The sequence below is a fragment of the Aquitalea denitrificans genome, from assembly GCF_009856625.1.
Taxonomy (GTDB): Bacteria; Pseudomonadota; Gammaproteobacteria; order Burkholderiales; family Chromobacteriaceae; genus Aquitalea; species Aquitalea denitrificans.
The window spans coordinates 3,827,679-3,852,039 of the sequence record NZ_CP047241.1 but is presented as its reverse complement, the minus strand read 5'-3'; the positions used below and the strand labels follow the sequence as shown (position 1 = coordinate 3,852,039).

Annotated in this window: 20 protein-coding genes; 12 read left to right on the top strand and 8 right to left on the bottom strand. The window is 59.0% G+C overall.

The features are described from left to right. The first annotated feature begins 56 nt into the window (after positions 1-56). Entirely contained in the window at positions 57-1,496 is a 1,440-nt protein-coding gene (locus GSR16_RS17745; protein ID WP_159879748.1) for a hypothetical protein, read from the top strand. Between the two features lie 64 nt (positions 1,497-1,560). Here GSR16_RS17745 and gabD read toward each other — a convergent pair whose 3' ends face one another. The 6 genes from gabD to GSR16_RS17715 form a co-directional block, all read right to left on the bottom strand. After that, positions 1,561-3,021 carry an NADP-dependent succinate-semialdehyde dehydrogenase gene (gene gabD, locus GSR16_RS17740; protein ID WP_159879746.1) on the bottom strand — a complete coding sequence of 487 codons (1,461 nt, stop codon included), beginning with the start codon at positions 3,019-3,021 and terminating at the stop codon, positions 1,561-1,563. Positions 3,022-3,110: 89 nt separating this feature from the next. Continuing rightward, a complete protein-coding gene (gene gabT, locus GSR16_RS17735) occupies positions 3,111-4,376 on the bottom strand; it encodes a 4-aminobutyrate--2-oxoglutarate transaminase (protein WP_159879744.1) in 1,266 nt (421 codons plus the stop codon). Positions 4,377-4,647: 271 nt separating this feature from the next. Continuing rightward, positions 4,648-5,952 carry a TolC family outer membrane protein gene (locus GSR16_RS17730; RefSeq protein WP_159879742.1) on the bottom strand — a complete coding sequence of 435 codons (1,305 nt, stop codon included), beginning with the start codon at positions 5,950-5,952 and terminating at the stop codon, positions 4,648-4,650. After that, positions 5,949-9,011 (bottom strand): efflux RND transporter permease subunit, encoded by a 3,063-nt coding sequence (locus GSR16_RS17725; RefSeq protein ID WP_159879740.1) that lies wholly within the window; start codon positions 9,009-9,011, stop codon positions 5,949-5,951. The genes GSR16_RS17730 and GSR16_RS17725 overlap by 4 nt, the downstream gene beginning before the upstream one ends. Beyond that, a complete protein-coding gene (locus GSR16_RS17720; RefSeq protein ID WP_159879738.1) occupies positions 9,012-10,091 on the bottom strand; it encodes an efflux RND transporter periplasmic adaptor subunit in 1,080 nt (359 codons plus the stop codon). 14 nt (positions 10,092-10,105) lie between these two features. Beyond that, a complete protein-coding gene (locus tag GSR16_RS17715; protein WP_159879736.1) occupies positions 10,106-10,750 on the bottom strand; it encodes a TetR/AcrR family transcriptional regulator in 645 nt (214 codons plus the stop codon). 165 nt (positions 10,751-10,915) lie between these two features. Between GSR16_RS17715 and argB the strand changes: the two genes are divergently transcribed. Both argB and GSR16_RS17705 read left to right on the top strand, forming a co-directional pair. Next, a complete protein-coding gene (gene argB, locus GSR16_RS17710; RefSeq protein ID WP_159879734.1) occupies positions 10,916-11,788 on the top strand; it encodes an acetylglutamate kinase in 873 nt (290 codons plus the stop codon). Positions 11,789-11,945: 157 nt separating this feature from the next. Continuing rightward, the gene (locus tag GSR16_RS17705; protein ID WP_159879732.1) at positions 11,946-12,380 is read left to right on the top strand and encodes a CBS domain-containing protein; all 435 of its coding nucleotides are present in this window, start codon (positions 11,946-11,948) and stop codon (positions 12,378-12,380) included. 54 nt (positions 12,381-12,434) lie between these two features. On the opposite strand, the gene GSR16_RS17700 is transcribed toward GSR16_RS17705, so the two are convergent. Together GSR16_RS17700 and GSR16_RS17695 are read right to left on the bottom strand one after the other, a co-directional pair. Beyond that, positions 12,435-12,872 (bottom strand): DUF2846 domain-containing protein, encoded by a 438-nt coding sequence (locus GSR16_RS17700; protein ID WP_159879730.1) that lies wholly within the window; start codon positions 12,870-12,872, stop codon positions 12,435-12,437. 112 nt (positions 12,873-12,984) lie between these two features. Further along, a complete protein-coding gene (locus tag GSR16_RS17695; RefSeq protein ID WP_159879728.1) occupies positions 12,985-13,758 on the bottom strand; it encodes an IclR family transcriptional regulator in 774 nt (257 codons plus the stop codon). Positions 13,759-13,948: 190 nt separating this feature from the next. On the opposite strand from GSR16_RS17695, the gene GSR16_RS17690 reads away from it, so the two are divergent. From GSR16_RS17690 to GSR16_RS17650, 9 genes are all read left to right on the top strand, one after another. Next, the gene (locus tag GSR16_RS17690) at positions 13,949-15,136 is read left to right on the top strand and encodes an acyl-CoA dehydrogenase (protein WP_159879726.1); all 1,188 of its coding nucleotides are present in this window, start codon (positions 13,949-13,951) and stop codon (positions 15,134-15,136) included. A gap of 180 nt (positions 15,137-15,316) precedes the next feature. Then, positions 15,317-16,507, top strand: coding sequence for a CaiB/BaiF CoA transferase family protein (locus GSR16_RS17685; RefSeq protein ID WP_159879724.1), 1,191 nt, complete (start codon positions 15,317-15,319; stop codon positions 16,505-16,507). Between the two features lie 105 nt (positions 16,508-16,612). After that, positions 16,613-18,232 (top strand): electron transfer flavoprotein-ubiquinone oxidoreductase, encoded by a 1,620-nt coding sequence (locus tag GSR16_RS17680; RefSeq protein WP_159880890.1) that lies wholly within the window; start codon positions 16,613-16,615, stop codon positions 18,230-18,232. Between the two features lie 325 nt (positions 18,233-18,557). Then, positions 18,558-19,172 (top strand): hypothetical protein, encoded by a 615-nt coding sequence (locus GSR16_RS17675; protein WP_159879722.1) that lies wholly within the window; start codon positions 18,558-18,560, stop codon positions 19,170-19,172. Between the two features lie 9 nt (positions 19,173-19,181). Then, positions 19,182-19,520 (top strand): DUF4870 family protein, encoded by a 339-nt coding sequence (locus GSR16_RS17670; RefSeq protein ID WP_159879720.1) that lies wholly within the window; start codon positions 19,182-19,184, stop codon positions 19,518-19,520. Positions 19,521-19,873: 353 nt separating this feature from the next. Then, positions 19,874-20,086: a DUF3820 family protein gene (locus GSR16_RS17665; RefSeq protein WP_045846780.1), complete on the top strand. Its 213-nt coding sequence runs from the start codon at positions 19,874-19,876 to the stop codon at positions 20,084-20,086. A 3-nt stretch (positions 20,087-20,089) separates the two neighbouring features. Continuing rightward, positions 20,090-21,031: a ribosome biogenesis GTPase YlqF gene (gene ylqF / locus GSR16_RS17660; protein ID WP_159879718.1), complete on the top strand. Its 942-nt coding sequence runs from the start codon at positions 20,090-20,092 to the stop codon at positions 21,029-21,031. A 343-nt stretch (positions 21,032-21,374) separates the two neighbouring features. Next, positions 21,375-22,694 carry an MFS transporter gene (locus GSR16_RS17655; protein ID WP_159879716.1) on the top strand — a complete coding sequence of 440 codons (1,320 nt, stop codon included), beginning with the start codon at positions 21,375-21,377 and terminating at the stop codon, positions 22,692-22,694. A gap of 126 nt (positions 22,695-22,820) precedes the next feature. After that, the gene (locus tag GSR16_RS17650; RefSeq protein WP_159879714.1) at positions 22,821-24,284 is read left to right on the top strand and encodes an amidase; all 1,464 of its coding nucleotides are present in this window, start codon (positions 22,821-22,823) and stop codon (positions 24,282-24,284) included. Positions 24,285-24,361: the final 77 nt, after the last annotated feature.

Sequence of the window (24,361 nt, the reverse complement as noted above, 5' to 3'; positions counted from 1 at the left end):
CCGCATGGGAGGGGCGGGTACAATGGGATGTTTTTGCAGATTTTTCTGGTTGATTGATGACACCGCATCCCCGTAATACCCGTATCAAGGGTGAACCGCAGCAGCCTAACCGTTTCATCTTTGGTGATGCCGTGGACGCGTCTGGCCTTGAGGCTACCGAATATCTGGTGCATACCACGGCCCCCGCCTTTGTCTGTCGTCTGATTGGCAATGACTTCACCGAGTTTGCTGGTCGCGATGCCGAAGCATTTGCCAGTGCGCTGCTATTTGATGCCGATGCCAATCGCAGTGTCTACGTGTGTAATCGCGGTCTGCGCCTGTTTGATTTCGTCTTCAGTGGCGATGTTCCCACGGCGACACGCCTGCAGGCAATCTGCGATGAAGCCATGAGCACCTACCAGCGCTTGCACGAGGCGTATGCCGAGCGCGAGGTCGGGCCGCGCCCGCGTGAAATGCGTCAGGGGCCGACCGAGCCGCTGCCGCCCGCCGAGCGCAGCTTGGCTATTCGCACCCTGCGTGATGCCGCCCGTGCCGCCGCCCTTGACCCCATGCATCGCGCTGGTTTTGCCGCACAGGTGCAACAGGCCTTGATGGGCGGCGATCAGGCGGTCTTTACCGAAGCCCAGCTTTCCCTGCTGGGTGAACCGTCAGCCCGTGCCTTGCTGGTAAACAGCGCGCGTGATGCCATTGCCTTTCCCGAAGTGGTGCGCGCGGATGGCTCCGTCGTGTCATTCGAACTATGGGCTTTGCCCTTTGCTTTTTCACGGGCTCAAGGTGGGGTGTGGTGGCATTTTCCGCTGCTGGAGCGACTGGAAACGCCGCTGGCGGATGCGCTGGATGTACCAGAGAAGGCCATTCTGTGGATATCTCCCACCCTGTTTACCGTCGATATGCTCAATGAGCGCGCCTGTCAGAACCTGATACACCTGGCCCGCGTGATGGATGCGGGCTGTGATTTTGCCCCGCTTGATCCGGTCTCCTCACGCGCTACTTATGACGCTGCACGCAAGACACAGGAGCCTCAGTTGGTGATTTCCTGGCTGCCTTTCCTGGTTGAACGCGGCGCGTTGCCTGTCGATCAGGCCAGGCAGCTGTCGCGCAAGGCACTGGACGCAGTGATGCCGCTGGTGCAGCAGGCAATCGGAGCCGAAATGGAATACGGCGAGGCCGAGCTGTTTGCTCCGCTGCCGTGGTGGGAGTCACTGTCTGCGGGTGTAAGGGCGTGGAATCGCAAACGTCTGGGGCTGACGGTAGCCCTGATTGCCAACAAGGTAGGCGGTTTGCAGGATCTGGAAGCCGTGGCTGAGTATCAGCCGGAGATGCAGGGCTATGAGGTTGGCCTCAAGTTGCAGGGTAGTGACGAGTTGCTGGCACGTTCTCCATGGCTGATGGTGCCGGATGTGGCCCCGGACAAGGACGCTACCTGGAAGGACTTGTGTGATTGCCTGCGCGAGGCGGATATTCCCTTGTCGGAAACCATCGTCAAGCTGCATTGAGGCCCGGTATGGGGAAAATAGAAAAGGCCGCATCTGCGGCCTTTTCTGTTGCTGGTAGCAGGACTTACTTGTCCAGGCCACCCAGCAGCACGTACTTGATTTCCAGATAGTCTTCAATACCGTACTTGCTGCCTTCACGGCCCAGGCCGGATTGCTTCACGCCACCGAACGGTGCGGCTTCGTTGGATAGCAGGCCGCTGTTGACTGCAACCATGCCGTACTCCAGACCTTCGGACACGCGGAAGATACGACCCACATCGCGGGCATAGAAGTAGCTGGCGAGGCCGAATTCGGTATCGTTGGCCATCTGGATGGCTTCTTCTTCGGTCTTGAAGCGGAATACCGGAGCCAGCGGGCCAAAGGTTTCTTCCTTGGCTACCTTCATTGCCGGGGTTACCCCGGTGATGACGGTCGGTTCGAAGAAGCTGTGGCCCAGGGCGCTGCGCTTGCCGCCGGTAATCAGCTTGCCACCCTTGGCCAGGGCATCGGCAATGTGCTCTTCCACCTTGGCCACGGCGTTCTGGTCGATCATCGGGCCCTGGGTGATACCGGCTTCAAGACCGTTACCGATTTTCAGCTTGGCCACGGCGGTGGCAAATTTCTCGGCAAAGGCATCGTAAACGCCATCCTGTACCAGAATACGGTTGGCGCAGACGCAGGTCTGGCCGGCATTGCGGTACTTGGAAATCATGGCGCCTTCAACGGCGGCATCCAGATCGGCATCGTCAAACACGATGAACGGTGCGTTGCCGCCCAGTTCCATCGACACTTTCTTGACGGTGTCTGCACATTGGGCAATCAGTTTGCGACCCACTTCGGTGGAGCCGGTGAAGGAGAATTTCTTCACGGTGTCGCTACCGGTCAGTACGGCACCGATTTCGCTGGAGCTACCGGTCAGCACCGAGAACACGCCAGCCGGAATGCCGGCACGTTCAGCCAGTACGGCAATGGCCAGGGCGGACAGCGGAGTCTGGCTGGCCGGGCGTACCACCATCGGACAACCCGCGGCCAGGGCCGGAGCAGCCTTGCGGGTGATCATGGCATTGGGGAAGTTCCACGGGGTGATGGCGGCGGTTACGCCGATCGGCTCCTTGGTCACCAGAATGCGACGGTCGGCAGCAGGGGCCGGAATGGTGTCGCCATACAGGCGCTTGGCTTCTTCGCCATACCATTCGATGTAGGAAGCGCCGTAGGCGATTTCGCCCTTGGCTTCAGCCAGCGGCTTGCCTTGTTCGCTGGTGAGGATGACAGCCAGGTCGTCCTGGTTGGCCATCATCAGTTCAAACCAGCGGCGCAGGATGACAGAGCGCTCTTTGGCCGATTTCTTTTTCCAGCTCTTGAAGGCTTCGGCAGCACCGGCTACGGCGCGCTCGGCTTCAGCGGTACCCATTTTCGGCACGCTGGCGATGACTTCGCCGGTGGCCGGGTTGGTGACCGGAATGGTTTCGCCGTTGTCGGCATCCAGCCATTGACCGTTGATATAGCACTGCTGCTTGAGCAGGGAGGGGTCTTTCAGATTCAGCATGTGTCTCTCCAGAATGGGCGGAGGATGGTGTGTGTGCAGACGGCCAACCCCGTTGCCGGGATTGGCCGTCATCATCAGTCAGTGACGGATCAGGCCTTCAGGGCGGCTTCCAGCTTGCCCAGCGCTTCTGCGAAGATTTCGTCTTCGATTGTCAGCGGGAACAGGAAGCGAACCACGTTGGCGTACACGCCGCAAGTCAGCAGGATCAGACCGGATTCCAGTGCCTTGGTCTGTACTTTCTTGGTGAAGTCTGCATCCGGCTCGTGGGTGCCCGGCTTGTTGAATTCAACGGCAACCATCGCGCCCAGGCCGCGTACGTCAGCAATCTGCGGGATGTCCTTCTTCAGGCTGTGCAGTTTTTCCTTCAAGAGGTCGCCAAGCTTGTTGGAGCGTTCCAGCAGGTTTTCTTCCTGGATCACGTCGATTACGGCGGCGGCTGCGGCCAGGCCCAGCGGGCTGCCGGCGTAGGTGCCACCCAGGCCGCCCGGTGCCGGTGCGTCCATCAGTTCTGCCTTGCCCACCAGTGCTGCCAGCGGGAAGCCACCAGCCAGCGACTTGGCCATGGTGGTCAGGTCAGCGGTGACGTCATAGTGTTCCATGGCAAACAGCTTGCCGGTACGGGCAAAGCCGGCCTGTACTTCATCGGCAATCATCACGATGCCGTTGTCGTCACACAGCTTGCGGATGGCGCGAACCCATTCGGCCGGCGCGGAGTAGAAACCACCTTCGCCTTGTACCGGTTCGAAGATGATGGCGGCCACGCGCTTGGCTTCGATGTCGAACTTGAACAGTTTTTCGATGCTGGTCAGCGAATCTTCAACCGAAACGCCGTGCAGGGCATTCGGGTAGGCGGCGTGGTAGATCTCGCCGACGAACGGACCAAAGCCGATTTTGTACGGGGCTACCTTGCCGGTCAGCGCCATACCCAGCATGGTGCGGCCGTGGAAGGCACCGCCAAATGCGATCACACCCGGTCGGCCAGTGGCGGCACGGGCTACCTTGATGGCGTTTTCAACGGCTTCGGCACCGGTGCTGAAAAAAGCGGTTTTCTTGGCGAAGCTGCCGGGGGTCAGCTGGTTCAGCTTTTCGGCCACGGCAACATAGGATTCATAGGGCACAACCTGGTAGCAGGTGTGGCTGAACTTGTTCAGTTGCTCGGCCACGGCAGCCTGTACCTTGGCATGCAGATGGCCGGTATTCAGTACGCCGATACCACCAGCAAAGTCGATGTAACGATTGCCTTCAACATCCCATACTTCGGCGTTCTTGGCCTTGTCGGCAAAGAAAGTACACATTACGCCCACGCCGCGCGGGGTTGCATCGGCCTTGCGTTGCATCAGATCTTTGTTGCTCATTCCATCTCTCCTAAGATTGGGGTGCCTGGTGGCAATGTCCTGGACATGAATGCTGGTGCACCTAGGGCATTTAGCGCTGCTTTTTTCAGTGTCAACCAGTCGCCGGGGACAGACTTCGGCGTTTTCCAGAGTGGTTTGATTCTAATCAGGTGTTTAGCAAAAAGCTACACCTGCATTGAAAAGTTAAACACTTGTTGCAAGACTTGCACACCATGAAAAAAGGGCTGCTGCGCAAACAGTAGCCCCATTTGATCACAAATGACAAGTTTGTTTAATGCCGGATCGCCGCATTCACCGTTTGCAAGCGGCTTTCATCCAGGGTGCCGGCCACTTGTTCCAGTTGCAGGCAGGCGGTGAGGTAGTCGTACTTGGCGGTGGCCAGACTGGTGATGGCATCGTAGTAAGACTGTTCGGCCTGCAATACGTCCAGATTGGTGCGAATGCCCACTTCCTTGCCCAGCTTGGTGGAGTCCACCTTGCTTTTGGCGGATACCAGCAATTGCTGTTGCGCACGTACCAATGCTGCGCCATTGGTGACGCCCAGCCAGCTCTTGCGGACATCTTCCTGTAGCTGGCGTCGCGCCGATTCCAATTTGTCGCGGGCCGACTCCTCCTTGGCCAGCGCTTCGCGAATCTGTGAATCAATGCCGCCGCCGGCAAATAGTGGCAGGCTGACACTGACCCCGATGCTGCTGCCGCGGGTGACGGGCAATGCGCCGCTCTGGTTGCTGCGGTTGTCGTTATAACCGGCGCTGAGTGATACCACCGGCAGCTGATTGCCACGCTTTTCGGCTACTGTCTGGCTGGCGTAGTGCAGTGCCTGTTCGGCGGCACGCAGAGCAAGGCTGTTGTGGGTGGCAAGGTCTATCCAGCTGTGCAGATTACCTGCAGGTGGCGGCGGCAGCTGTTCGCGTAGCGGCTGGATGCTGCGGCTATCCAGACCTGTCAGTCGCCGCAGATTGTTCTGGCTGATTGCCTGCTGGCTCTCTGCCACGATTTCCTTGGCGCTGGCACCATCGAAGCCGGCCTGGGCTTCGTGGGTGTCGATGATGGTGGCGGTACCCAGGTCAAAGGCTACCTTTGCTTGCTGCAACTGGGTCTGGTACGCCTTTTTACTGGCCCGGGTGGCCGCCAGGGTATCTTCGGCCAACAGCACATCGAAATAGGCGCGGGCGATGTCGACAATCAGTTGCTGCTCTGCCGCGCTGAAGCTGGTATCTGCCTGCTGGCTGGCGATTTTGCCTTTCTGGTAGGCGCTGTATTTGCTGATGTCAAACAGCGGCTGCGACAGCTGAACACCATAGCCCGAGCTGTCATAGGTGGACTGTCCAGCTGGCTGGGTGGGGGTGGTATGACTGTAGCTGCCCGTCAGCGCCACTTGCGGCAGCAACTGGGCCCGGCCCTGCACGGCAAGTTCGTGACCGGCACCCAGGTCGGCGCGCGAGGCGGCGTAGTCGCTGTTGTAACTGCGGGCAGCCTGCCAGGCCTCGCTCAGGTCGAAGGCTGGTGCGCTGCTACTGGCCAGCAGCAGGGCCAGGGCCGGCAGCAAGGGGGTGAAGCGGGCAGGATGTTTCATATTGTTCTCTTTTGCGGGCGAGCCACCTTGAACCACTGGGCGTACAGGGCGGGCAAAAACAGCAGGGTCAGCACCGTGGCGACCAGCAAGCCACCCATGATGGCCACCGCCATCGGTCCCCAGAAGGTGCTGCGGGTGAGCGGAATCATGGCCAGGATGGCGGCCAGTGCAGTCAGCATGATGGGGCGGAAGCGGCGTACTGTTGAACCAATGATGGCCTCGTGGCGGTCTATGCCCTCGCCGATGTCATGTTCGATCTGGTCAACCAGGATAACCGAGTTGCGCATGATCATGCCGGACAGGGCAATCACTCCCAGCATGGCAACAAAGCCGAACGGTGCCTGGAACAGGATAAGGGTGAGGGTGACGCCTATCATGCCCAGCGGTGCGGTCAGCAATACCATCAGCGTGCGCTGGAAGCTTTGCAATTGCAGCATCAGCAGGGTAAGTACCACCACGATCATGAAGGGTGCAACGGCGGCAATGGCGGTTTGTGAATTGCTGCTGGATTCCAGCGAGCCACCGAGTTCGATGTGATAGCCCAGCGGCAGAGTCTGCTCCAGCTGCTGCATTTGCGGCCACAGCGCGGTGGAGACATCATCGCCCTGCACGCCATCGGCCACATCTGCGTTGACGGTGATGGTGGGCAGACGGTTGCGTCGCCAGATGATGGACTCTTCCGGTTGATAGTCGATCTTGCCCAGTTGCGACACCGGCACAAAGCGACCGCTGGCGGTTTGCACCTGCAAATTGCCCAGCGCGGCCACATCGCTCTGCTCCTGCTTGTTCAGGCGCGCCACAATACCGACGGTGCGGTTGCCGTCACGGTAGTCGGTGACGGTGGCACCGGAAATCAGCATCTGCAACTGCTGCGACAGCGACTGGCTGTTGATGCCCAGCAGGCGGATCTTGTCCTGATCCAGCGTGATACGCAGCGCCTTCAGCTGCTCGCCCCAGTTGATGTTGACGTGGCGGGTGGCCGGGTTGGCTCGAACCCGCTTTTCCACTTCTGAGGCAATGGCGCGGATCTTGTCGTGGTCTGGCCCCATCACGCGGAACTGTACCGGGTAGCCGACCGGCGGGCCGTTTTCCAGCCGGGTGACCCGGCCGCGTACCAGCGGGAAGTCGTGATCGAAAATCTGCTCAATACGGCTTTTCACCAGTTCGCGTACATGCTCGTCGCCGGTCATCACCATCAACTGGGCATAGTTGAGGTGCTGTTGTTGCTGATCCAGTGGTAGATAAAAGCGCGGGCTGCCACTGCCGACATAGCTGGTGACACTGTGCACATTCTTGTCCTGGCGGATCAGTGCTTCCAGTTTTTTCACTTCGCTTTCGGTGGCGGCGTAACTGGCACCTCGTGGCAGCCACAGGTCTACCATCAGCTCTGGCCGGTTGGATGATGGAAAGAATTGCTGTGCTACCAGCAGGCGGAAGGCCAGCAGCGACAGCACAAATATACCCAGCGTGATGGTGATGACTGTTTTGCGGTAGTGCAGGCACCATTCCAGCACGGCGCGGAAGCGGATGTAGAAGGGCTTCTGGTAGACATCATGCTGCTGGTGGTGGATGGCCTGTTCCGGCAGCAGCTTGTAGCCCAGGAATGGTGTGAAAACGACGGCGACAATCCAGGACAGGATAAGTGCCAGCCCCACCACGGCAAACAGGCTGAACACGTATTCGCCGGCATCGGATTTGGCCAGCCCCACGGGTAAAAAGGTGGCTGCGGTGATCAGCGTGCCGGTCAGCATGGGAAAGGCGGTGCTGGTGTAGGCATAGGTTGCCGCCTGGAACTTGTTCCAGCCCTGTTCCAGCTTCAGTGCCATCATTTCCACCGCGATGATGGCATCGTCCACCAGCAGGCCCAGCGCGATGATCAGCGAGCCCAGCGAGATGCGTTGCAGATCCAGCTTGAAGAAGTACATGGCGAGGAAGGTCATCGCCAGCACCAGCGGAATCGACAGCGCCACCACCACGCCGGTGCGCAGGCCCAGGCTGAAGAAGCTGACGGCCAGCACAATCAGCACGGCCTCGATCAGCGAGCGCATGAATTCGCTTACCGCACCCTTCACTACCTTGGGTTGATCAGAAACGGCATGTATTTCGATGCCCACCGGCAGTTTGGATTGAATCTGCTTGAGGGTGGCGTCCAGGTGCTCGCCCAGTTGCAATACGTCGCCACCGCTTTTCATGGTGATGGCCAGGCCTAGGGCTGGATGGCCATTGAAGCGCATACGGAAGTTGGGTGGGTCGATAAAGCCGCGGTGAATTTGCGCGATATCGCCCAGGCGCAGGTTTTTGCCATTGGCGACAATAGGCGTATTGGCAACGGCTTCCACCGTGTTGTAGTTGCCGCTGGGGCGGACCCAGATGCGGTCGCTGGCGGTTTCATAGGTGCCGGCTGGCAGCATGGCATTTTGCTGCTGCAAGGCAGTCCAGATGGTGCTGGTGTCCAGCCCCAGTGAGGCGAGCTTGCTGCTGGACAGGTCGATATAGATGTTCTCGCTCTGCTCGCCCACCAGGCTGACCTTGGCTATATCCGGCACCCGCAGGATTTCTTCCTTGGCCCGGTCCACGTAGCGGCGCAGCGCTTCATCGCTAAAACCATCGCCGGTAAAGGCGTAGATATTGCCGAAGGTATCGCCGAACTCATCGTTGAAGAACGGCCCCTGGGTGGTGGCTGGCAGGCTGCTGCGCACATCGCCCAGTTTTTTGCGCACCTGATACCACAGCGCCTGCACATTCTTGGCGGGTACATCTTCGCGCAGATTGATCAGTAGCAGGGACTCACCCGGCTTGCTGTAGCTCTGCACATACTTGATCTCCGGCATTTCCTGCAGTTTTTCTTCCAGCCGGTCGCTGATTTGCTGTTCCACCTCCACCGCCTTGGCACCTGGCCAGTAGGTTTGCACCAGCATGGCCTTGAAGGTGAATTCCGGGTCTTCCTTCTGGCCCAGCTGGGTGTAGGCCCACAGCCCGGACACCATCAGCATCACCATGAAATACAGCACCAGCGCCTGGTGGCGCAGCGCCCATTCCGACAGATTGAGCTTTTTCATTTACTGCCCACCTTGCAGCAAGGTGACGCGTTGCTTGTCATGTAGCAGATGTACGCCGGCACTGACCACTTTTTCGCCGGGGTGGACACCACCTAGCAGCGTGACGCTGTTGCTGTCGATGCTGGCCACGCTGACCGGACGGCGGATAACGCGCAGATCCTTGTCGTTTACCACCCATACATAGTGCTTGCCCTGCTCATCCAGCAGTGCAGTCAGTGGCAGGCGCAGGGTTTGGAGCGACGGTGTTGCATTTGTGTCTAGCGTGATGGTGGCGGTTTGGCCCAGCGCCAGCGGGATGACATCCGGCAGGCTGATGCGGGCGGCATAGGTGCGGGTGGCGGCATCGGCATCGCCAGCCAGTTCACGCAGTTTGCCCTGGAACTGCTGCTTGCCCGCCCACAGGCTGACGGTGAATTCCTTTTGTTGACGTACTTGCTGCAGGGCGTTTTCCGGCACCTGGATGGCGGCTTCCCGCGGGCCATCGTGCGCCAGTCGTGCCACCGCCTGTCCTGCGGCCACCACTTGGCCCGGCTCGGCTGATATCTGGCTGACAATGCCGTCGGCGTCGGCCAGTAATTGGGTATAGCTGCCCTGATTGCGGCTGGCGGCCAGCTGGGCACGCGCTTCATCGCGCTTGGCGCGGGCGGCGTTGACGCCATTGAGCTGGCTGTCTACCTGGGCCTGGCTGATGAACTGCTTGGCCAGCAATTGCTGATAACGCTGCAGATTGAGCTGCTGCTGGGCCAGGTCCGACTCGGCGGCGGCCAGTTGAGCCTGTTTGGCGTTGATGTCCAGGCTGGTATCGCTGGGGTCAAGCCTGGCCAGTAACTGGCCTTTTTTTACGTGTTCGCCGTTGTTTACCAACTTGGCGATGATCTTGCCGCCAATGCGGAAGGCCAGGTCGGTTTCGGTGCGGGCGCGAATCTGGCCGGCAAAGCTATTGCTCTGCACGCTGCCATTCTGACTGGCAGTTACCACCCGGACCGGGCGGACTTCTTCGACGGTAGCGCTTGGCTGAGAACAGGCAGTAAGCAGCACAGCCAGCAGGGCCGGGCTGGCAAGGCGGAGGGGCGTGGGCATGGGCAGTTTTCCTGTCAGTTCTTTTTCAGTCCGTGCAGCACCAGATCCAGTGCGTCCTTGAGGAAGCCGAGCGGATCCTTGGTAGAGCCGATGCAGCAACCGGGCAACTGGCCGAAGGAGTGGTTGAAAATCATGGTGGTCAGCAAGGGAGCCAGCATGGCCTCAACGGTGTGAACCAGCGGGACTTCGCGAAACTCGCCGCTGGCGATGCCGCGCTCCAGTACCCTGGCCAGCATCTGGTTGCTGGGGATGATCACTTCTTCAAAGTAGAACAGTGCAAGTTCGGGGAAGTTGGCCGCTTCGGCAATCATCAACTTGCACAGGCCGGCCGATGGCGCAGAGCCAACCTCCTGCCACCAGTGCTCTATCATGTGGTGTAGCAGGTCGCTGGTGCTGCCCTGGTATCCGGCGGCAACCTGGGCCAACTGCTGCAGATTGGCAACAATGGTGCCGCGGGCAATGGCCTTGAAAATCTCTTCCTTGTTCTGGAAGTAAAGATAGGGCGTGCCTTTGGTTACCCCGGCTGCCCGTGCAATGTCTTCCATTTTGGTGGCGCGAAAGCCTTTCTCGACAAACTGGATCAGGGCTGCATCCAGAATTTCGGCCGGGCGTGCTTCCTTTTTTCTGCGCCAGCGAGCGATTGGGCAGTTTTCTGTCATGGATATATCTGAATACTCGTTCATTAATGCATGGCAATGTAGTGCAAAGCGACTGTCATTACAATTAATAAATCAGTGTTCAGTAGTTTGATTGATTAGAATGCAACACATTGTCGCCCCATGGCCGGAGCGCTTCCGGCCCCTACCCAGCAGAAGGAGATCGTTGTGTCTGTAAATGCCGCTGAAAAAGCGTTGGTTCTCGCCGAGGCCCTGCCGTATATCCGCCGTTTTTCTGGCAAGACCATCGTGATCAAGTATGGTGGCAATGCCATGACCGACGATGCGCTCAAAGAAGGCTTTGCCAAGGACATCGTGCTGCTCAAGCTGGTGGGCATCAATCCGGTGGTGGTGCATGGCGGCGGCCCGCAAATCAATGAACTGCTGGAGCGTGTCGGCAAGGAAGGCAAGTTCGTGCAGGGCATGCGCGTGACCGACCAGGAAACCATGGACGTGGTGGAAATGGTGCTGGGCGGCCTGGTGAACAAGGAAATCGTGTCGCTGATCAATACCCACGGCGGCAAGGCTGTTGGCCTTACCGGCAAGGATGGCCACTTCATTCGTGCGGAAAAGATGTTCCTCAGTGATGAGAGCGACGAGAAGATCGATATTGGCCAGGTTGGCGAGATTTCCAGCATCGATCCGTCGCTGGTGTCCTTGCTGGACCGCCAGGACTTCATCCCGGTAGTGGCCCCGATCGGCGTCGGTGCCAATGGTGAAGCCTACAACATCAATGCCGACCTGGTGGCCGGCAAACTGGCCGAAACCCTGAATGCAGAAAAGCTTATCCTGATGACCAACACCCCTGGGGTACTGGACAAGCAAGGCAAACTGCTGACCGGCTTGTCCGCCCAGCAGGTGGACGCACTATTTGCCGATGGCACTATCCATGGTGGCATGCTGCCCAAAATCAGCTCGGCGCTGGATGCAGCACGCAGCGGCGTGAATACCGTACACATCATCGATGGCCGTGTCCCGCACGCGCTATTGCTGGAAATCATGACCGATGATGGTGTCGGCACCATGATTCGCGCCAGCTGAGTCATTTCCAGTCAGTGCAACAGGCCGGGGGCTTTGTGCCCGCCGGCCTTTTTCTTGTCTGCCGTGGGGTATGCCGTCAGCCATTTTGCTGATCAATCTTGTTCTATAGTATTGAAACAGGTTGTTTCAGGTTCTCTTGGCCGACAAGGAGGGTGCAATGCAGACAGTCAGACAGTTGCTGGAACAGAAGTCCGGCCGCGTGCTGATAACGGTAACACCGGAAAGTACCGTGTTTCAGGCGCTGCAGGTAATGGCAGAGCATGATATCGGTGCTGTGCTGGTGATGAATGGTGGCGAAGTGGTGGGGATTTTTTCCGAGCGCGATTATGCACGCCGCATTGTGTTGCAAGGGCGTACATCGGCAGGTACCCACATTCGCGACATCATGACCAGCAAAGTGGTGTATGTGACGCCGGAGCAGAATTCCGACCAGTGCATGGCCTTGATGACGGAGAAGCACATCCGCCATTTGCCGGTACTCGAAGGCAAGACCGTGCTGGGCATGCTGTCAATTGGCGATCTGGTGCATGCCACTATTCAGGAGCAAGAGCAGGTGATCAATCAGCTGGTGCACTACATTCAGGGGGCCTGAGTTGAAATGCTATGGCCAGAACCGCTTTTGTGAATATCTGGTCATGAAGGCTGGTCAGTGTTGTATGGCCAGCCTGCTTTCCCGCACACCTTCCTGTCCTTCCGGATCATTCACCATATGCAGCTTGTTGCGTGCATACAGAATGCCCATCTTGACCTCCTGCCAGATGTAATACAGCCGGCCTGCTTCGGCGTTGAACTCCAGCGTACTGGTGTTTTCCGCTTCAGAGCGGATGGTGTGGTGGCCCGGTGTCAGCTCGGTATAAAAATAAGTGTGGCTTACGGTCTGTCCCAACGGTTTGCCATCCACACTGACATCCATATGCACACCGGCACCCAGGCTTTCATTGCGGTAGATGTACAGACCGGCCCGGTCGGGCCTGGCGACAAACTGCTTGCGGGTCGCGTCTTGTGCCGGATCGGCCAGCGGGGTGGATGCGCAGCCGCCCAGTTGCAGCACGAGCAGAATGCTCAAGGCAATTGTCTTTTTCATCACGATACTTCCTGAACTTGTTGTCGGTGGCCGGGCATCTCTGATTTACTGCTGGCTGCATAAGCTTAATGATAATGGCATTGATGCAAGCGTGTCAGGGCCGGCTGAGTGTTTATGCCACCGGGACGATACGCTGCCGCAAGGCAATCAGTGCGGGTGCCACTTGCTGCTGCATCACCTCGGCGCTAAAGGCAAAGGCCGGGCCACTGGCGTTCAGGCTCATCGGCGGCTGACCGGGGTTGGGCGAGGGAAGGTGTACGCCCACCGCCATCACGTCCGGCTCGTACTCGCCAAACGATGCGGAATAACCGCAGCACCGGTATTCCTCGCTTGCCTGTTGCAAGCGCTGCTGCAGGGCAGGCCAGCGTTCGTCGTAGCGCGCGGCCAGCTCGCCATCCAGTTGCCGGCGCACGCTGTCCGGCAGCCCGGCATAAAAAGCCCGGCCGATGGCGGTGGTGGCAATCGGCACGCGTGAACCCACGGTCAGCTGCACGCTGACCCGCGACTGGCTGCGGTAGGTTTCCAGATAAACCATGTCGGTGCCGTCACGCATGGCCAGACTGATGGAAACATTGTTTTCCAGAGCAAACTCGCGCATCAGCGGCCCGGCCACCTGGCGGATGTCGTAGCTGGCCAGCACCACAGAACCCAGCGCCAGCAAGGCTACGCCCAGCCGGTAGAAGCCGCTGTGTTCGTCCTGGGACAGATAGCCCAGCGTGGTCAGGGTGTAGGTCAGCCGCGATACCGTGGACTTGGGCAGCCCGGTGCGCTTGGCAATTTCCAGATTGGACAGTGCCGACTCGCCGGGCCGGAACGCGGCCATCACCTGCAAGCCACGCGCCAGCGCGGTGACGAATAGTCGGTCCTTGTCATCTTCTTCCTGCATTGCATTCCTCGATTCTTTATGGATGGCCCGGATTTTCCTTCCGGCCTGTCTGGCGCGAGCGGCAAGGATAGCCTGCTTGCGACGCCGGTAAAAGAAAACGCTTTACAGCCGATTTTGGAGTTGCTAGTCTATTCTGCAATGTAAAACGTAATTCCGCAATGCGGAACAAGTTCACTAAGGAGATACCTCGATGGCCGCATCCAACAGCCGCGCACCCTTTGCCTGGGAAGATCCCTTCCTGCTGGCCGACCAGCTGACCGAAGAAGAGCGCCTGGTCCAGCAGACTGCCGAAGCCTACTGTCAGGACCGCCTGCTGCCGCGCGTGCTGACGGCCAATCGTGAAGAGCGCTTCGACCGCGAAATCATGAGCGAGATGGGCGAACTGGGCCTGCTGGGTTGCACCATCGACGGCTACGGTTGTGCCGGCCTGAGCCACGTTGCTTACGGTCTGGTGGCACGTGAAGTGGAACGTGTCGATTCCGGCTACCGCTCGGCCATGAGCGTGCAGTCCAGCCTGGTGATGCACCCGATCTGGGCCTACGGCTCGGAAGCACAGAAAGACAAATACCTGCCCAAACTGGCCACCGGCGAATGGGTGGGCTGTTTCGGCCTGACCGAACCGGATGCCGGTTCCGACCCGGCCGGCATGAAAACCCGCGCCCGTAAGGTAGACGGCGGTTATGTCCTGTCTGGCAGCAAGATGTGGATTACCAACAGCCCGGTGGCCGATGTGTTTGTGGTGTGGGCCAAGGATAACGCAGGCGAAATCCGCGGCTTTGTGCTGGAAAAAGGCATGAAGGGCCTGTCAGCCCCCAAGATTCACGGCAAGTTCAGCCTGCGCGCTTCCATCACCGGTGAAATCGTCATGGACGAAGTACTGGTGCCAGAAGATGCCATCCTGCCGGGCGTGAAAGGCTTGAAAGGCCCATTTGGCTGTCTGAACAAAGCCCGTTTCGGTATCGCCTGGGGTGCCATGGGTGCTGCTGAATTCTGCTGGCACGCTGCCCGCCAGTACACGCTGGACCGCAAGCAGTTTGGCCGCCCGCTGGCCGCCACCCAGCTGATTCAGCTGAAGCTGGCCAATATGCAGACCGAAATCGCGCTGGGCCTGCAGGCCGCCATCCGCGTGGGTCGCCTGCTGGATGAAGGCAAGGCGGCACCGGAAATGATTTCGCTCATCAAGCGCAACAACTGTGGCAAGTCGCTGGACATCGCCCGTATCGCCCGCGACATGCACGGCGGTAACGGTATTGCCGACGAATTCCACGTCATCCGCCACGTGATGAACCTGGAAGCCGTCAACACTTATGAAGGCACGCACGATGTGCATGCCCTGATTCTGGGCCGCGCCCAGACTGGTATTCAGGCATTTGCCTGATAGCACAGCGGGGGTGTGGCTCCACCTGCCCCCGTTGTTGGTTCCTGTCTGTCCTTGCGAGGCCCGGTGCTTACCGGGCCCTTTTTTTGGTGCACAGCGTCATGTGGCTGCTTACGCGGCGGCATCACACTGTCCATCCGGCCGCCAGACGGCCACTAACGAATCAATCAGGAGAACACCATGGCGGGCGCACTTGCAGGCATCAAGGTTCTGGATCTTTCCCGGGTACTGGCCGGGCCGTGGGCGGGTCAGTTGCTGGCCGATCTGGGTGCCGAAGTGCTCAAGGTGGAGCGCCCGGGTGCCGGTGATGACACCCGCCAATGGGCCCCGCCCAGCCTGGCGGATGGCACGGCGGCCTACTTCCTATGTGCCAACCGCGGCAAGCGCTCGGTCACGGTGGACATCACCAAGCCGGAAGGGCAGGAAATCGTCCGCGCGCTGGCACGCGATGCCGACGTGGTGATTGAAAACTACAAGGTGGGCGGTCTGAAAAAATACGGGCTGGATTACGACAGCCTCAGCCAGCTCAATCCGCGGCTGGTGTACTGCTCCATCACCGGTTTTGGCCAGGATGGCCCCTATGCTGAACTGCCCGGCTACGACTACATCGTGCAGGGTATGTCCGGCCTGATGAGCATTACCGGCCCGGCCGATGGCGAGCCGCACAAGGTGGGCGTGGCGGTAACCGACTTGTTCACCGGCATCTATGCCTGCAATGCCATTCTGGCGGCCATCATTGCGCGTAGCAGCAGCGGTAAGGGCCAATACATCGACATGGCCTTGTTTGACTGCGCGCTGGCGTCCTTGGCCAATATCAATATGAACTGGCTGATCGGTCAGCAAGTGCCGCCACGGCTGGGCAATGCCCACGCCAATATCGTGCCTTACCAGGTATTTGCCTGTGCCGATGGCCATTTCATTCTGGCTTGCGGTAACGACAAGCAATTCCGTGCGGTGTGTCAGGTGATCGGCCTGCCGGCACTGGCGGATGACGAACGATTTGCCAGCAACCCGCAGCGGGTGAAGCACCGCGACAGCGTGGTGCCGCTGCTGGCAGAAGCCTTTATGGGCAATACCCGCGAGCAATGGCTGAAACTGCTGGATGAGGCCGGTGTACCCTGTGGCCCGATCAACACGGTGGACGAGGCTTTCCGCGATCCGCAGATTCGCCATCGCGGCATGGAAATACACATGCAGGACAGCGTAGGGCAAAATGTGCCCCTGGTAGGGTGTCCGATCAAACTTTCCGGCACACCAGTCGAGTACAATCAGGCCCCTCCCAAACTGGGTGAACATACCGACGACGTACTGCGCGCGCTGGGCTACGACGCTGCCAGGATTGCCACACTGCGTGAGCAAGGCACCGTTTAAACGCTTGTTTGATTTTGACGGGCGGACGGGCTTCATTGCATGATGACAGCCAAGCAATAAGGACAGCCCTCCGGGCGCAAAGGAGATGTGGTGCAACGCGATTATATGGAATACGACGTGGTGATCGTCGGCGGCGGCCCTGCCGGGCTGTCTGCTGCGATTCGCCTGAAGCAAGTGGCCGAACAGAACGGTCAGGAAATCAGTGTCTGTCTGCTGGAAAAGGGCTCCGAAATCGGCGCACATATCCTGTCTGGCGCCGTGATCGAAACCGGCGCGCTTGGCGAGCTGATCCCGGACTGGAAAGAAAAAGGTGCACCGCTGAATACCCCGGCGCTGTCCGACCGTTTCCTCTACCTGACGGAAACCGAGTCCATCCAGCTGCCGACCCCGCCGCAGATGCACAATCACGGCAATTACATTGTCAGCCTGGGCAATTTCTGTCGCTGGCTGGGTGAGCAGGCCGAAGCACTGGGCGTGGAAATCTACCCCGGTTTTGCTGCCGCCGAAGTGCTTTACCATGCCGACGGCTCGGTCAAGGGCGTGGCCACCGGTGCCATGGGCACCGGCAAGAACGGCGACCAGCCCGGCGAACCCGGCATGGAACTGTGGGCAAAGCAAACCATTTTTGCCGAAGGCTGTCGTGGCTCGCTCACCAAGATGCTGTTCGAGCGCTTTGCCCTGCGTGACGGCGCCGACCCGCAAACCTACGGCATCGGCATCAAGGAATTGTGGGAAGTCAAACCGGAAAACCACAAGCCCGGCACCATCACCCACACCGTGGGCTGGCCGGTGGACACCGCCACTTACGGCGGCTCCTTCATGTACCACCTGGAAGACAATCAGGTTGTCGTGGGCTATGTGGTGGGCCTGGATTACACCAACCCCTACCTGTCGCCGTTCGAAGAGTTCCAGCGCTTCAAGACCCACCCGGCCATCAAGGGTGTGTTTGAGGGAGGCCGTCGTCTGAGCTATGGCGCGCGTGCCTTGTCCGAAGGCGGCATTCAGAGTCTGCCCAAGCTCACCTTCCCCGGTGGCTTGCTGGTGGGCGATACCGCCGGCTTCCTCAATGTGCCCAAGATCAAGGGCACGCACACTGCGATGAAGTCCGCCATGCTGGCGGCCGATGCCGTGTTTGCCTTGCTGCAGGCCAATCCGGAAGCCCAGGGGCTGGAAGCAAGCGGCTACTCGGCAAGCTTCAAGCAAAGCTGGCTGCATGAAGAACTGCACCAGGTGCGCAATATCCGCCCGTCCTTCCGCTGGGGCCTGTGGCCGGCCATGATCTACTCGGCCATCGACACCTTCCTGTTCCGTGGCAAGGCCCCGTGGACGCTGCGTCACAAGCATGCCGACCACGAAGCCCTGCGCCCGGCCAGTGAATGCACCCGCATCGACTATCCCAAGCCGGACGGGGTGCTGACCTTCGACCGCCTGTCCTCGGTGTTCATTTCCAACACCAATCACAGCGAAGACCAGCCGCCGCACCTGAAGCTGAAAGATGCCAGCGTGCCGATCAGCTTCAACCTGGCCAAGTATGATGCACCCGAGCAGCGCTACTGCCCGGCTGGTGTGTATGAAATTGTCGGTCAGGAAGAGGGCAGCCCGCGTCTGCAAATCAATGCGCAGAACTGCGTGCATTGCAAAACCTGTGATATCAAGGACCCCAGCCAGAACATCAACTGGTGCACCCCGGAAGGTGGTGGTGGTCCCAACTATCCCAATATGTAAGCAGCGCTTTGCATCGCTGTTGCAAAAACCCGGCCTTGGCCGGGTTTTTTTGTGCAATGCAATGATTTCTTGCTTTCCGCCTTGACAGCCCACTGCCCTTGTTGGCAGGATGGTCGACATGATTACTTTTTCCGCAGTCTTTAACGCCTATTTTTATTGGTACCGCACATCACGGCGGCTCCAAGGGGCGTCTCTGCAGCAGTAAAAAGTAACAGAGAACGAACAAACCCGAACAATGCCGCCGCGGTCAATCCGGCGGCATTTGTTATTTCCAGACAAAGCAGGCGCCGGACCCACCCAGGCAAGCAGACTGGAGATCCAGGTCATGAATGAAGTCAGTGATGCAAGGCAGATCGCCCGAGAAAGCGCCAATCTGGTGCTGGACGGTGCCGTATGGTCCGTAACCCTGTTGACCGATGGTGAGGCGCTAGCCAACACCGTTGCGCCTCAGACGGGCAGCCTGTATCGCTATCTGCAACAGCATGATCAAGCGGCCGCCACCCCGGTGCTGGAATCCCTGCTCCCTGATATCCGGGCCTTTGCCATGCTACTGGCCTCATTGCGCAGCAAGGCAGCTTGCTCTCCCAGCCGTTTTGCCGATGAAACCGACTGGCTGGCCGCCCGCATCGCCGTGCTTGAACTCAGCCATGTTGCGGTGACCTTGCCGGAGCTGAGCCTGCTGGACGAAGCTAACCGCCGGCTGAAAGTGTTGTCCGAGCAATTGCAGCTGACACTGCCTTGTGCTGCGCCGGTGTTATTGACGGCACCGCAGCGCAGCTCTGGGATATTGCAGGGCTGGAGCCGCCAGCGCATGAGCGGCATGGTCGGTGTGGCTCACGGCATGCAGTCGCTGTTCATGGCATCGCGCCTGGTGGCCCAACAGTGCCGCGACCGTCTGCAGCCCCTGTGGAAAAAAGTGCAGGCTCCGGCCAGTAACTGAAAGGAAGGCATGGATATATTAACCCGTGACGATGAGCGCCGGCTGAACAACCTCACCCTGCTGGTGTATATCCTGCAAGGCATCAGCCTGTTTACCGGCCTGCCCATGGTGGTGGCGGTGATCATCAATTATCTCAAGCGCGACGAGTGTCGAGCTACCTTGTACGAAAGCCATTTCCACTGGCAGATTCGTACCTTCTGGTTCTGCCTGCTCGGAACCGTGCTGGGCTATGCCTTGGTATGGATACTGGTCGGCTTTGCCATTCTGGGGCTGACCTGGCTGTGGTGTCTGTACCGGGTGTTGCGCGGTATTCTGGCCTTGAATGACGGCAAGCCACTACCTGTCTAGCTGGCAAAAAAGAAGGGCAACCAGAGCCGGCTGCCCAAAGAGGCCCTGAGCGCGAAGGCAGACCAAAGCCTGCATCCATGAGCACCGTGTGCTGACACGGTGTGTGCGCCAAAGAACCTACGTCGCTATCACTGAACTGACTTCGCATTGCGGCTTGGTCTGTGTGGACCGGAAGCCCGTGACGAATGGCCATCATGCTAGCCTGTCCTCCCTTGTTTCTGACAGAAAAATGACAACGGCACTTGTCGCAGGTCAAATCAGGAAGTTGCACAATAAAAGTCCGACAAAACAAGGCTGTGGCGTAAAATGGCTGCCTTTGGCACAATGCGCCTCCTTCAGTCCGGTCTGAAAGCATGCAACAAGAAGATCTGCAGCGTCTGGTTACCACCGCAATGCCCTTTGGCAAACACCAGGGTGTACTGATTTGTGATTTACCCGGCAATTACCTCAACTGGTTTGCCCGTGAGGGTTTTCCCAAGAGTGAAATTGGACGTCTGCTGCAATTGATGCAGGAAATCGACCACAATGGACTGAGTTATTTACTGGACCCGTTAAGAAAGCGTTAAAGCATGGCAATTCAATGGTTTCCCGGCCACATGAACAAGGCGCGCAAAGATGTGATGGAGCGCCTGAAAGAAATCGATGTGGTCATCGAAATGCTGGATGCACGCTTGCCGGCGTCCAGCGCCAATCCGATGCTGGCGCGCATGGCCAAGGGCAAGCCACGCCTGATGATCCTCAACAAGCAAGATCTGGCCGACCCCGCCATCACCAGCCAGTGGCTGGAGTGGTATCGCGCCAAAAAGCAGACCCAGGCCATTGGCCTGGATGCCGGCGAGCGCGCGCCGTCGCAAAAGCTGGTGGCAGCCTGTCGCGAGCTGGCGCCCAACCGTGGCGGGCTGGACAAGCCGCTGCGTGTGCTGATTTGCGGTATTCCCAATGTCGGCAAGTCCACGCTGATCAACAGCATGAGCAGCCGCAAGATTGCCAAGACCGGCAATATGCCGGGTGTCACCAAGAACGAGCAGCGCATCATCCTGGCCGATGATGTCGAACTGTACGACACCCCCGGCATGCTGTGGCCCAAGATCGAAGTGGAGGAGGGGGGCTACAATCTGGCCGCCAGCGGTGCAGTTGGCCGCAATGCCATGGACGAGGAAGAAGTGTCGCTGGAGCTGCTCAAATACCTGCTGCAACACTATGTCCCCGAACTGACCGCCCGCTACAAGCTGGATGATGTGGATGGCCTGCAGGACTGGCAGGTACTGGAAATGATAGGCCGCAAGCGTGGTGCCATGTTGGGTGGTGGCCGCGTCAATATCCAGAAAGCGGCAGAAATCGTGCTGACCGACTTTAGGGATGGCAATACCGGCCGCATCACCCTGGAACGCCCGCAAGAATGGGTGGTGTGGGAAAAACGCGCCAAAGAGCTGGCAGCCCAGAAAGCCGCCGCGCGCGAAGCCATGATGAGCGAAAAGGAAAAGCGCAAGCACGCCTCGCGCAACGGTTGATGTTGTATCCGGCCCCATGCCATCAGGTGTGGGGCCGTGGCTGTCTCAGGGTGGCCTGATCTCCTGTTCTTGCTGCCGGTGTCTGCCGGCGCTGCCATCACCAGTCCCCTGTTTTTCAGTAAGCGATCATTTCCCCGGTTTTTGTTTCCTATCATGGGCTTGTCTGCCGTGATGCCGGTGTTTCCATATCAGCGACATGGCTGTCGGCTGCGGCATCGGTCGATAGGTCAGTAGCATACCGCACCTCCCCTCTCTACCTTGCAGGGCTGTTTCGTCCGATTTCACGTCCCGGCAGTTTGCCGGTCAGGATCGGTAGTCCAATCAGCTGGCAGGAGGTGGTAAGGTGAAACGTGCGCATAAACCGGTTTCCCGCAAGCGGCAAATCATTGCCGCCGTTATCGGCAATACCCTGGAGTGGTACGACTTCATCGTGTATGGCTTCATGACCGGCATCATTTCCAAGCTGTTTTTTCCGGCAGACGGGAATGAGTTCATCTCTCTGCTGATGGCGACGGCCACATTTGGCGTGGGTTTCTTCATGCGGCCGGTTGGTGGCGTCCTACTGGGCATTTACGCGGATCGCAAGGGGCGCAAGGCCGCCATGCAACTGATCATGGCCATCATGGCACTGGTGTCGCTGCTGATTGCCTGCGCACCGCCCTATGCAGCCATCGGTATTGCAGCACCATTGCTGATCGTGATTGCCAGGTTGCTGCAGGGTTTTGCGACAGGCGGGGAATACGCCAGCGCAACTGCCTTTCTGGTGGAAACGGCACCAGCCAATCAACGTGGATTGTATGGTTCCTGGCAACTGGTGGGCCAGATGCTGGCCATTCTGGGTGGTGCCGGCATGGGTGCGCTGATCACGCATAACCTTGATCAGGGGCAGCTTGAAGCCTGGGGCTGGCGGCTGCCGTTTCTGGTCGGCCTGCTGATTGCCCCGGTTGGTTTGTGGATCCGGCGCTATATGGATGAAACCGAAGCCTTTGTCGAGGCTACCCCCACTGCGGCGGACCCGGTCGGGCTGAGTGGACAGTTGCAGCAGAATCACCGCCATATCCTGCTGACTATAGGACTGACCATTCCAGGGACTGCTGCATTTTACGTATTGCTGGTGAACATGCCGGCCTATGTACATCGTCAGTTCGGCTTACCACTGGATCAGGCTTTTGCCATCCAGATGCTGGCCGTGGCGTGGATGACCTTGCTGATTCCGTTATCCGGGGCCTTGTCCGACCGTATTGGCCGCCGCCCCTTGCTACTGTGGCCCTATTTTGGCCTGTTGCTGCTGGTGTATCCCGGATTTTCCTGGCTGGCGGCAGCCCCCAGTATTGAGAGATTGCTGGTGGTACAGCTGCTGTTCTGCACCATGCTGGGGTTGAGTTATGGCCCGGCACCGACTGCCGTGTCCGAGCTGTTTCCGGTCAAGGTGCGCTCAACCGGTGTTTCCATCGGTTACAACCTGGCAGTCATGATATTTGGTGGTTTTGCCCCCTTCATTGTTACTTGGCTGGCTGGTAGCACCGGCTCGCCGATTGCGCCGGTCTACTACTTGCTAGTGTCTACCGCTTTGGGGGTGCTGGCCTGCTATTTCCTGCCTCGCGGGCGCGCTGTCACCGGGGACGAGCTGACGGCGATCCCGCTTAGCCAGCCTCCCCACTGACCGCGTGGCCAAGTGTCATCCCGTTATTTCCAGTTTGTTCAATCAACCGATCAGGCCATGTGATGTCGGCATGTGGCCGCTGACGGTGATGACCTGCCGCCATATTCACTTTTCTCGGGAGTCAACATGCTAGCCAGAAGTACTGTGCTTCACCCCATTGTCGCCCTGGGGGCGCTTGAGTTATCGCAGGCCATCCATCAGCGTGATTATTCCTGTGTGGAAGTGATGCGCGCCTATCTTGATCACATCGACCAGTTGAACCCCAGCGTCAATGCGTTGGTGTCATTGCAGCCGGCTGAAATGTTGTTGGAGCAGGCGGCCAGTTGCGATAAGGAGCTGGCGCAGGGTCAGTCGCGTGGCTGGCTGCATGGCATCCCGCAAGCGATCAAGGATCTATCCGCAACGCAGGGCATCGCCACGACCATGGGCTCTCCCCTGTATCGTCATCAAATTGCCGATCATGATGGAATCATGGTGGAGCGCATGCGCCGTGCCGGAGCCATCATCATCGGGAAGAGCAATACGCCGGAGTTCGGTGCCGGCTCGCATACCTACAATGGCGTGTTCGGCGCTACCGGTAATGCCTATGCCTCGGATCGCAGTGCTGGTGGCAGCAGCGGTGGTGCTGCGGTAGCACTGGCATTGCGACTGCTACCGGTTGCTGATGGCAGTGACATGATGGGCTCGCTACGCAATCCGGCCGCTTTCAACAATGTATTCGGCTTCCGCCCGAGCTGGGGAGGTATTCCTTTGGGACCAACGCCAGAGCTTTTCTTGCAGCAGCTGGCCACTGAAGGGCCGATGGGGCGAAACATTCCGGACATCCTGGCACTGCTGAAAACACAGGCTGGCCCAGACCTGCGGGTTCCGCTGGCCAGTGGCCTCTGCGGTCTGGATCAGGTGCTGGAGCAGGATTTCAGTGCCTGTCGCATCGCCTGGCTGGGCGACTGGAACGGCTACCTGCCCATGGAGGACGGCATACTGGAGCAGTGTGAGCTGGCATTGCAGGATATCAGGGCGCTAGGTTGCCAGCTTGAAGCCGCCAGCATCGGTTTTGATCCCTCTCTGCTATGGGAAAGCTGGGAGGTGCATCGCCACTGGCTGATGGCCGGTAGCCTGAATGCCGATTACCAGGATGCGTCACGCCGTAGCCAGCTAAAGCCTGAATTATTGTGGGAAATCGAGGGTGGTCTGCAGCTGAGTGCACTGGATGTTTATCGTGCATCCCGCATCCGCAGTGATTGGTACCGTGCGGTTTTACGCATGTTCGAGGAGTACGACTTCCTGATATTGCCCAGTGCCCAGGTTTATCCCTTTGCGCTGGAACAACACTGGCCGCACATGGTTGCAGGTCGGGTGATGAGCAGCTATCACCGCTGGATGGAAGTGGTGATCGGGCCAACCATGGCTGGTCTGCCGGTAATGAATATTCCGGCTGGTTTTGGCCGTAATGGCCTGCCGATGGGCATGCAACTGGTGGGACGTCCCCGGGTAGATATGGCGGTACTGCAGTTGGCGCACGCGTATGACCAGCAACGGCAGTGGGTAAAAAACATTCTGCCGCCCATATTGCAAGCCCGAGCTGCCTGATGTGGCCTGTCATGCGGCCTCATGAACAAGCCGCATGCAGATAACTGCGTGCGGCTTGTTCCATGTCATCGCGGGGT

Coding starts and splice junctions, on each gene's coding strand:
- GSR16_RS17745 (WP_159879748.1), top strand. CDS start 57: ATGACACCGCATCCCCGTAATACCCGTATCAAGGGTGAACCGCAGCAG.
- gabD (WP_159879746.1), bottom strand. CDS start 3,021: ATGCTGAATCTGAAAGACCCCTCCCTGCTCAAGCAGCAGTGCTATATC.
- gabT (WP_159879744.1), bottom strand. CDS start 4,376: ATGAGCAACAAAGATCTGATGCAACGCAAGGCCGATGCAACCCCGCGC.
- GSR16_RS17730 (WP_159879742.1), bottom strand. CDS start 5,952: ATGAAACATCCTGCCCGCTTCACCCCCTTGCTGCCGGCCCTGGCCCTG.
- GSR16_RS17725 (WP_159879740.1), bottom strand. CDS start 9,011: ATGAAAAAGCTCAATCTGTCGGAATGGGCGCTGCGCCACCAGGCGCTG.
- GSR16_RS17720 (WP_159879738.1), bottom strand. CDS start 10,091: ATGCCCACGCCCCTCCGCCTTGCCAGCCCGGCCCTGCTGGCTGTGCTG.
- GSR16_RS17715 (WP_159879736.1), bottom strand. CDS start 10,750: ATGACAGAAAACTGCCCAATCGCTCGCTGGCGCAGAAAAAAGGAAGCA.
- GSR16_RS17705 (WP_159879732.1), top strand. CDS start 11,946: ATGCAGACAGTCAGACAGTTGCTGGAACAGAAGTCCGGCCGCGTGCTG.
- GSR16_RS17700 (WP_159879730.1), bottom strand. CDS start 12,872: ATGAAAAAGACAATTGCCTTGAGCATTCTGCTCGTGCTGCAACTGGGC.
- GSR16_RS17695 (WP_159879728.1), bottom strand. CDS start 13,758: ATGCAGGAAGAAGATGACAAGGACCGACTATTCGTCACCGCGCTGGCG.
- GSR16_RS17690 (WP_159879726.1), top strand. CDS start 13,949: ATGGCCGCATCCAACAGCCGCGCACCCTTTGCCTGGGAAGATCCCTTC.
- GSR16_RS17685 (WP_159879724.1), top strand. CDS start 15,317: ATGGCGGGCGCACTTGCAGGCATCAAGGTTCTGGATCTTTCCCGGGTA.
- GSR16_RS17680 (WP_159880890.1), top strand. CDS start 16,613: ATGGAATACGACGTGGTGATCGTCGGCGGCGGCCCTGCCGGGCTGTCT.
- GSR16_RS17675 (WP_159879722.1), top strand. CDS start 18,558: ATGAATGAAGTCAGTGATGCAAGGCAGATCGCCCGAGAAAGCGCCAAT.
- GSR16_RS17670 (WP_159879720.1), top strand. CDS start 19,182: ATGGATATATTAACCCGTGACGATGAGCGCCGGCTGAACAACCTCACC.
- GSR16_RS17665 (WP_045846780.1), top strand. CDS start 19,874: ATGCAACAAGAAGATCTGCAGCGTCTGGTTACCACCGCAATGCCCTTT.
- ylqF (WP_159879718.1), top strand. CDS start 20,090: ATGGCAATTCAATGGTTTCCCGGCCACATGAACAAGGCGCGCAAAGAT.
- GSR16_RS17650 (WP_159879714.1), top strand. CDS start 22,821: ATGCTAGCCAGAAGTACTGTGCTTCACCCCATTGTCGCCCTGGGGGCG.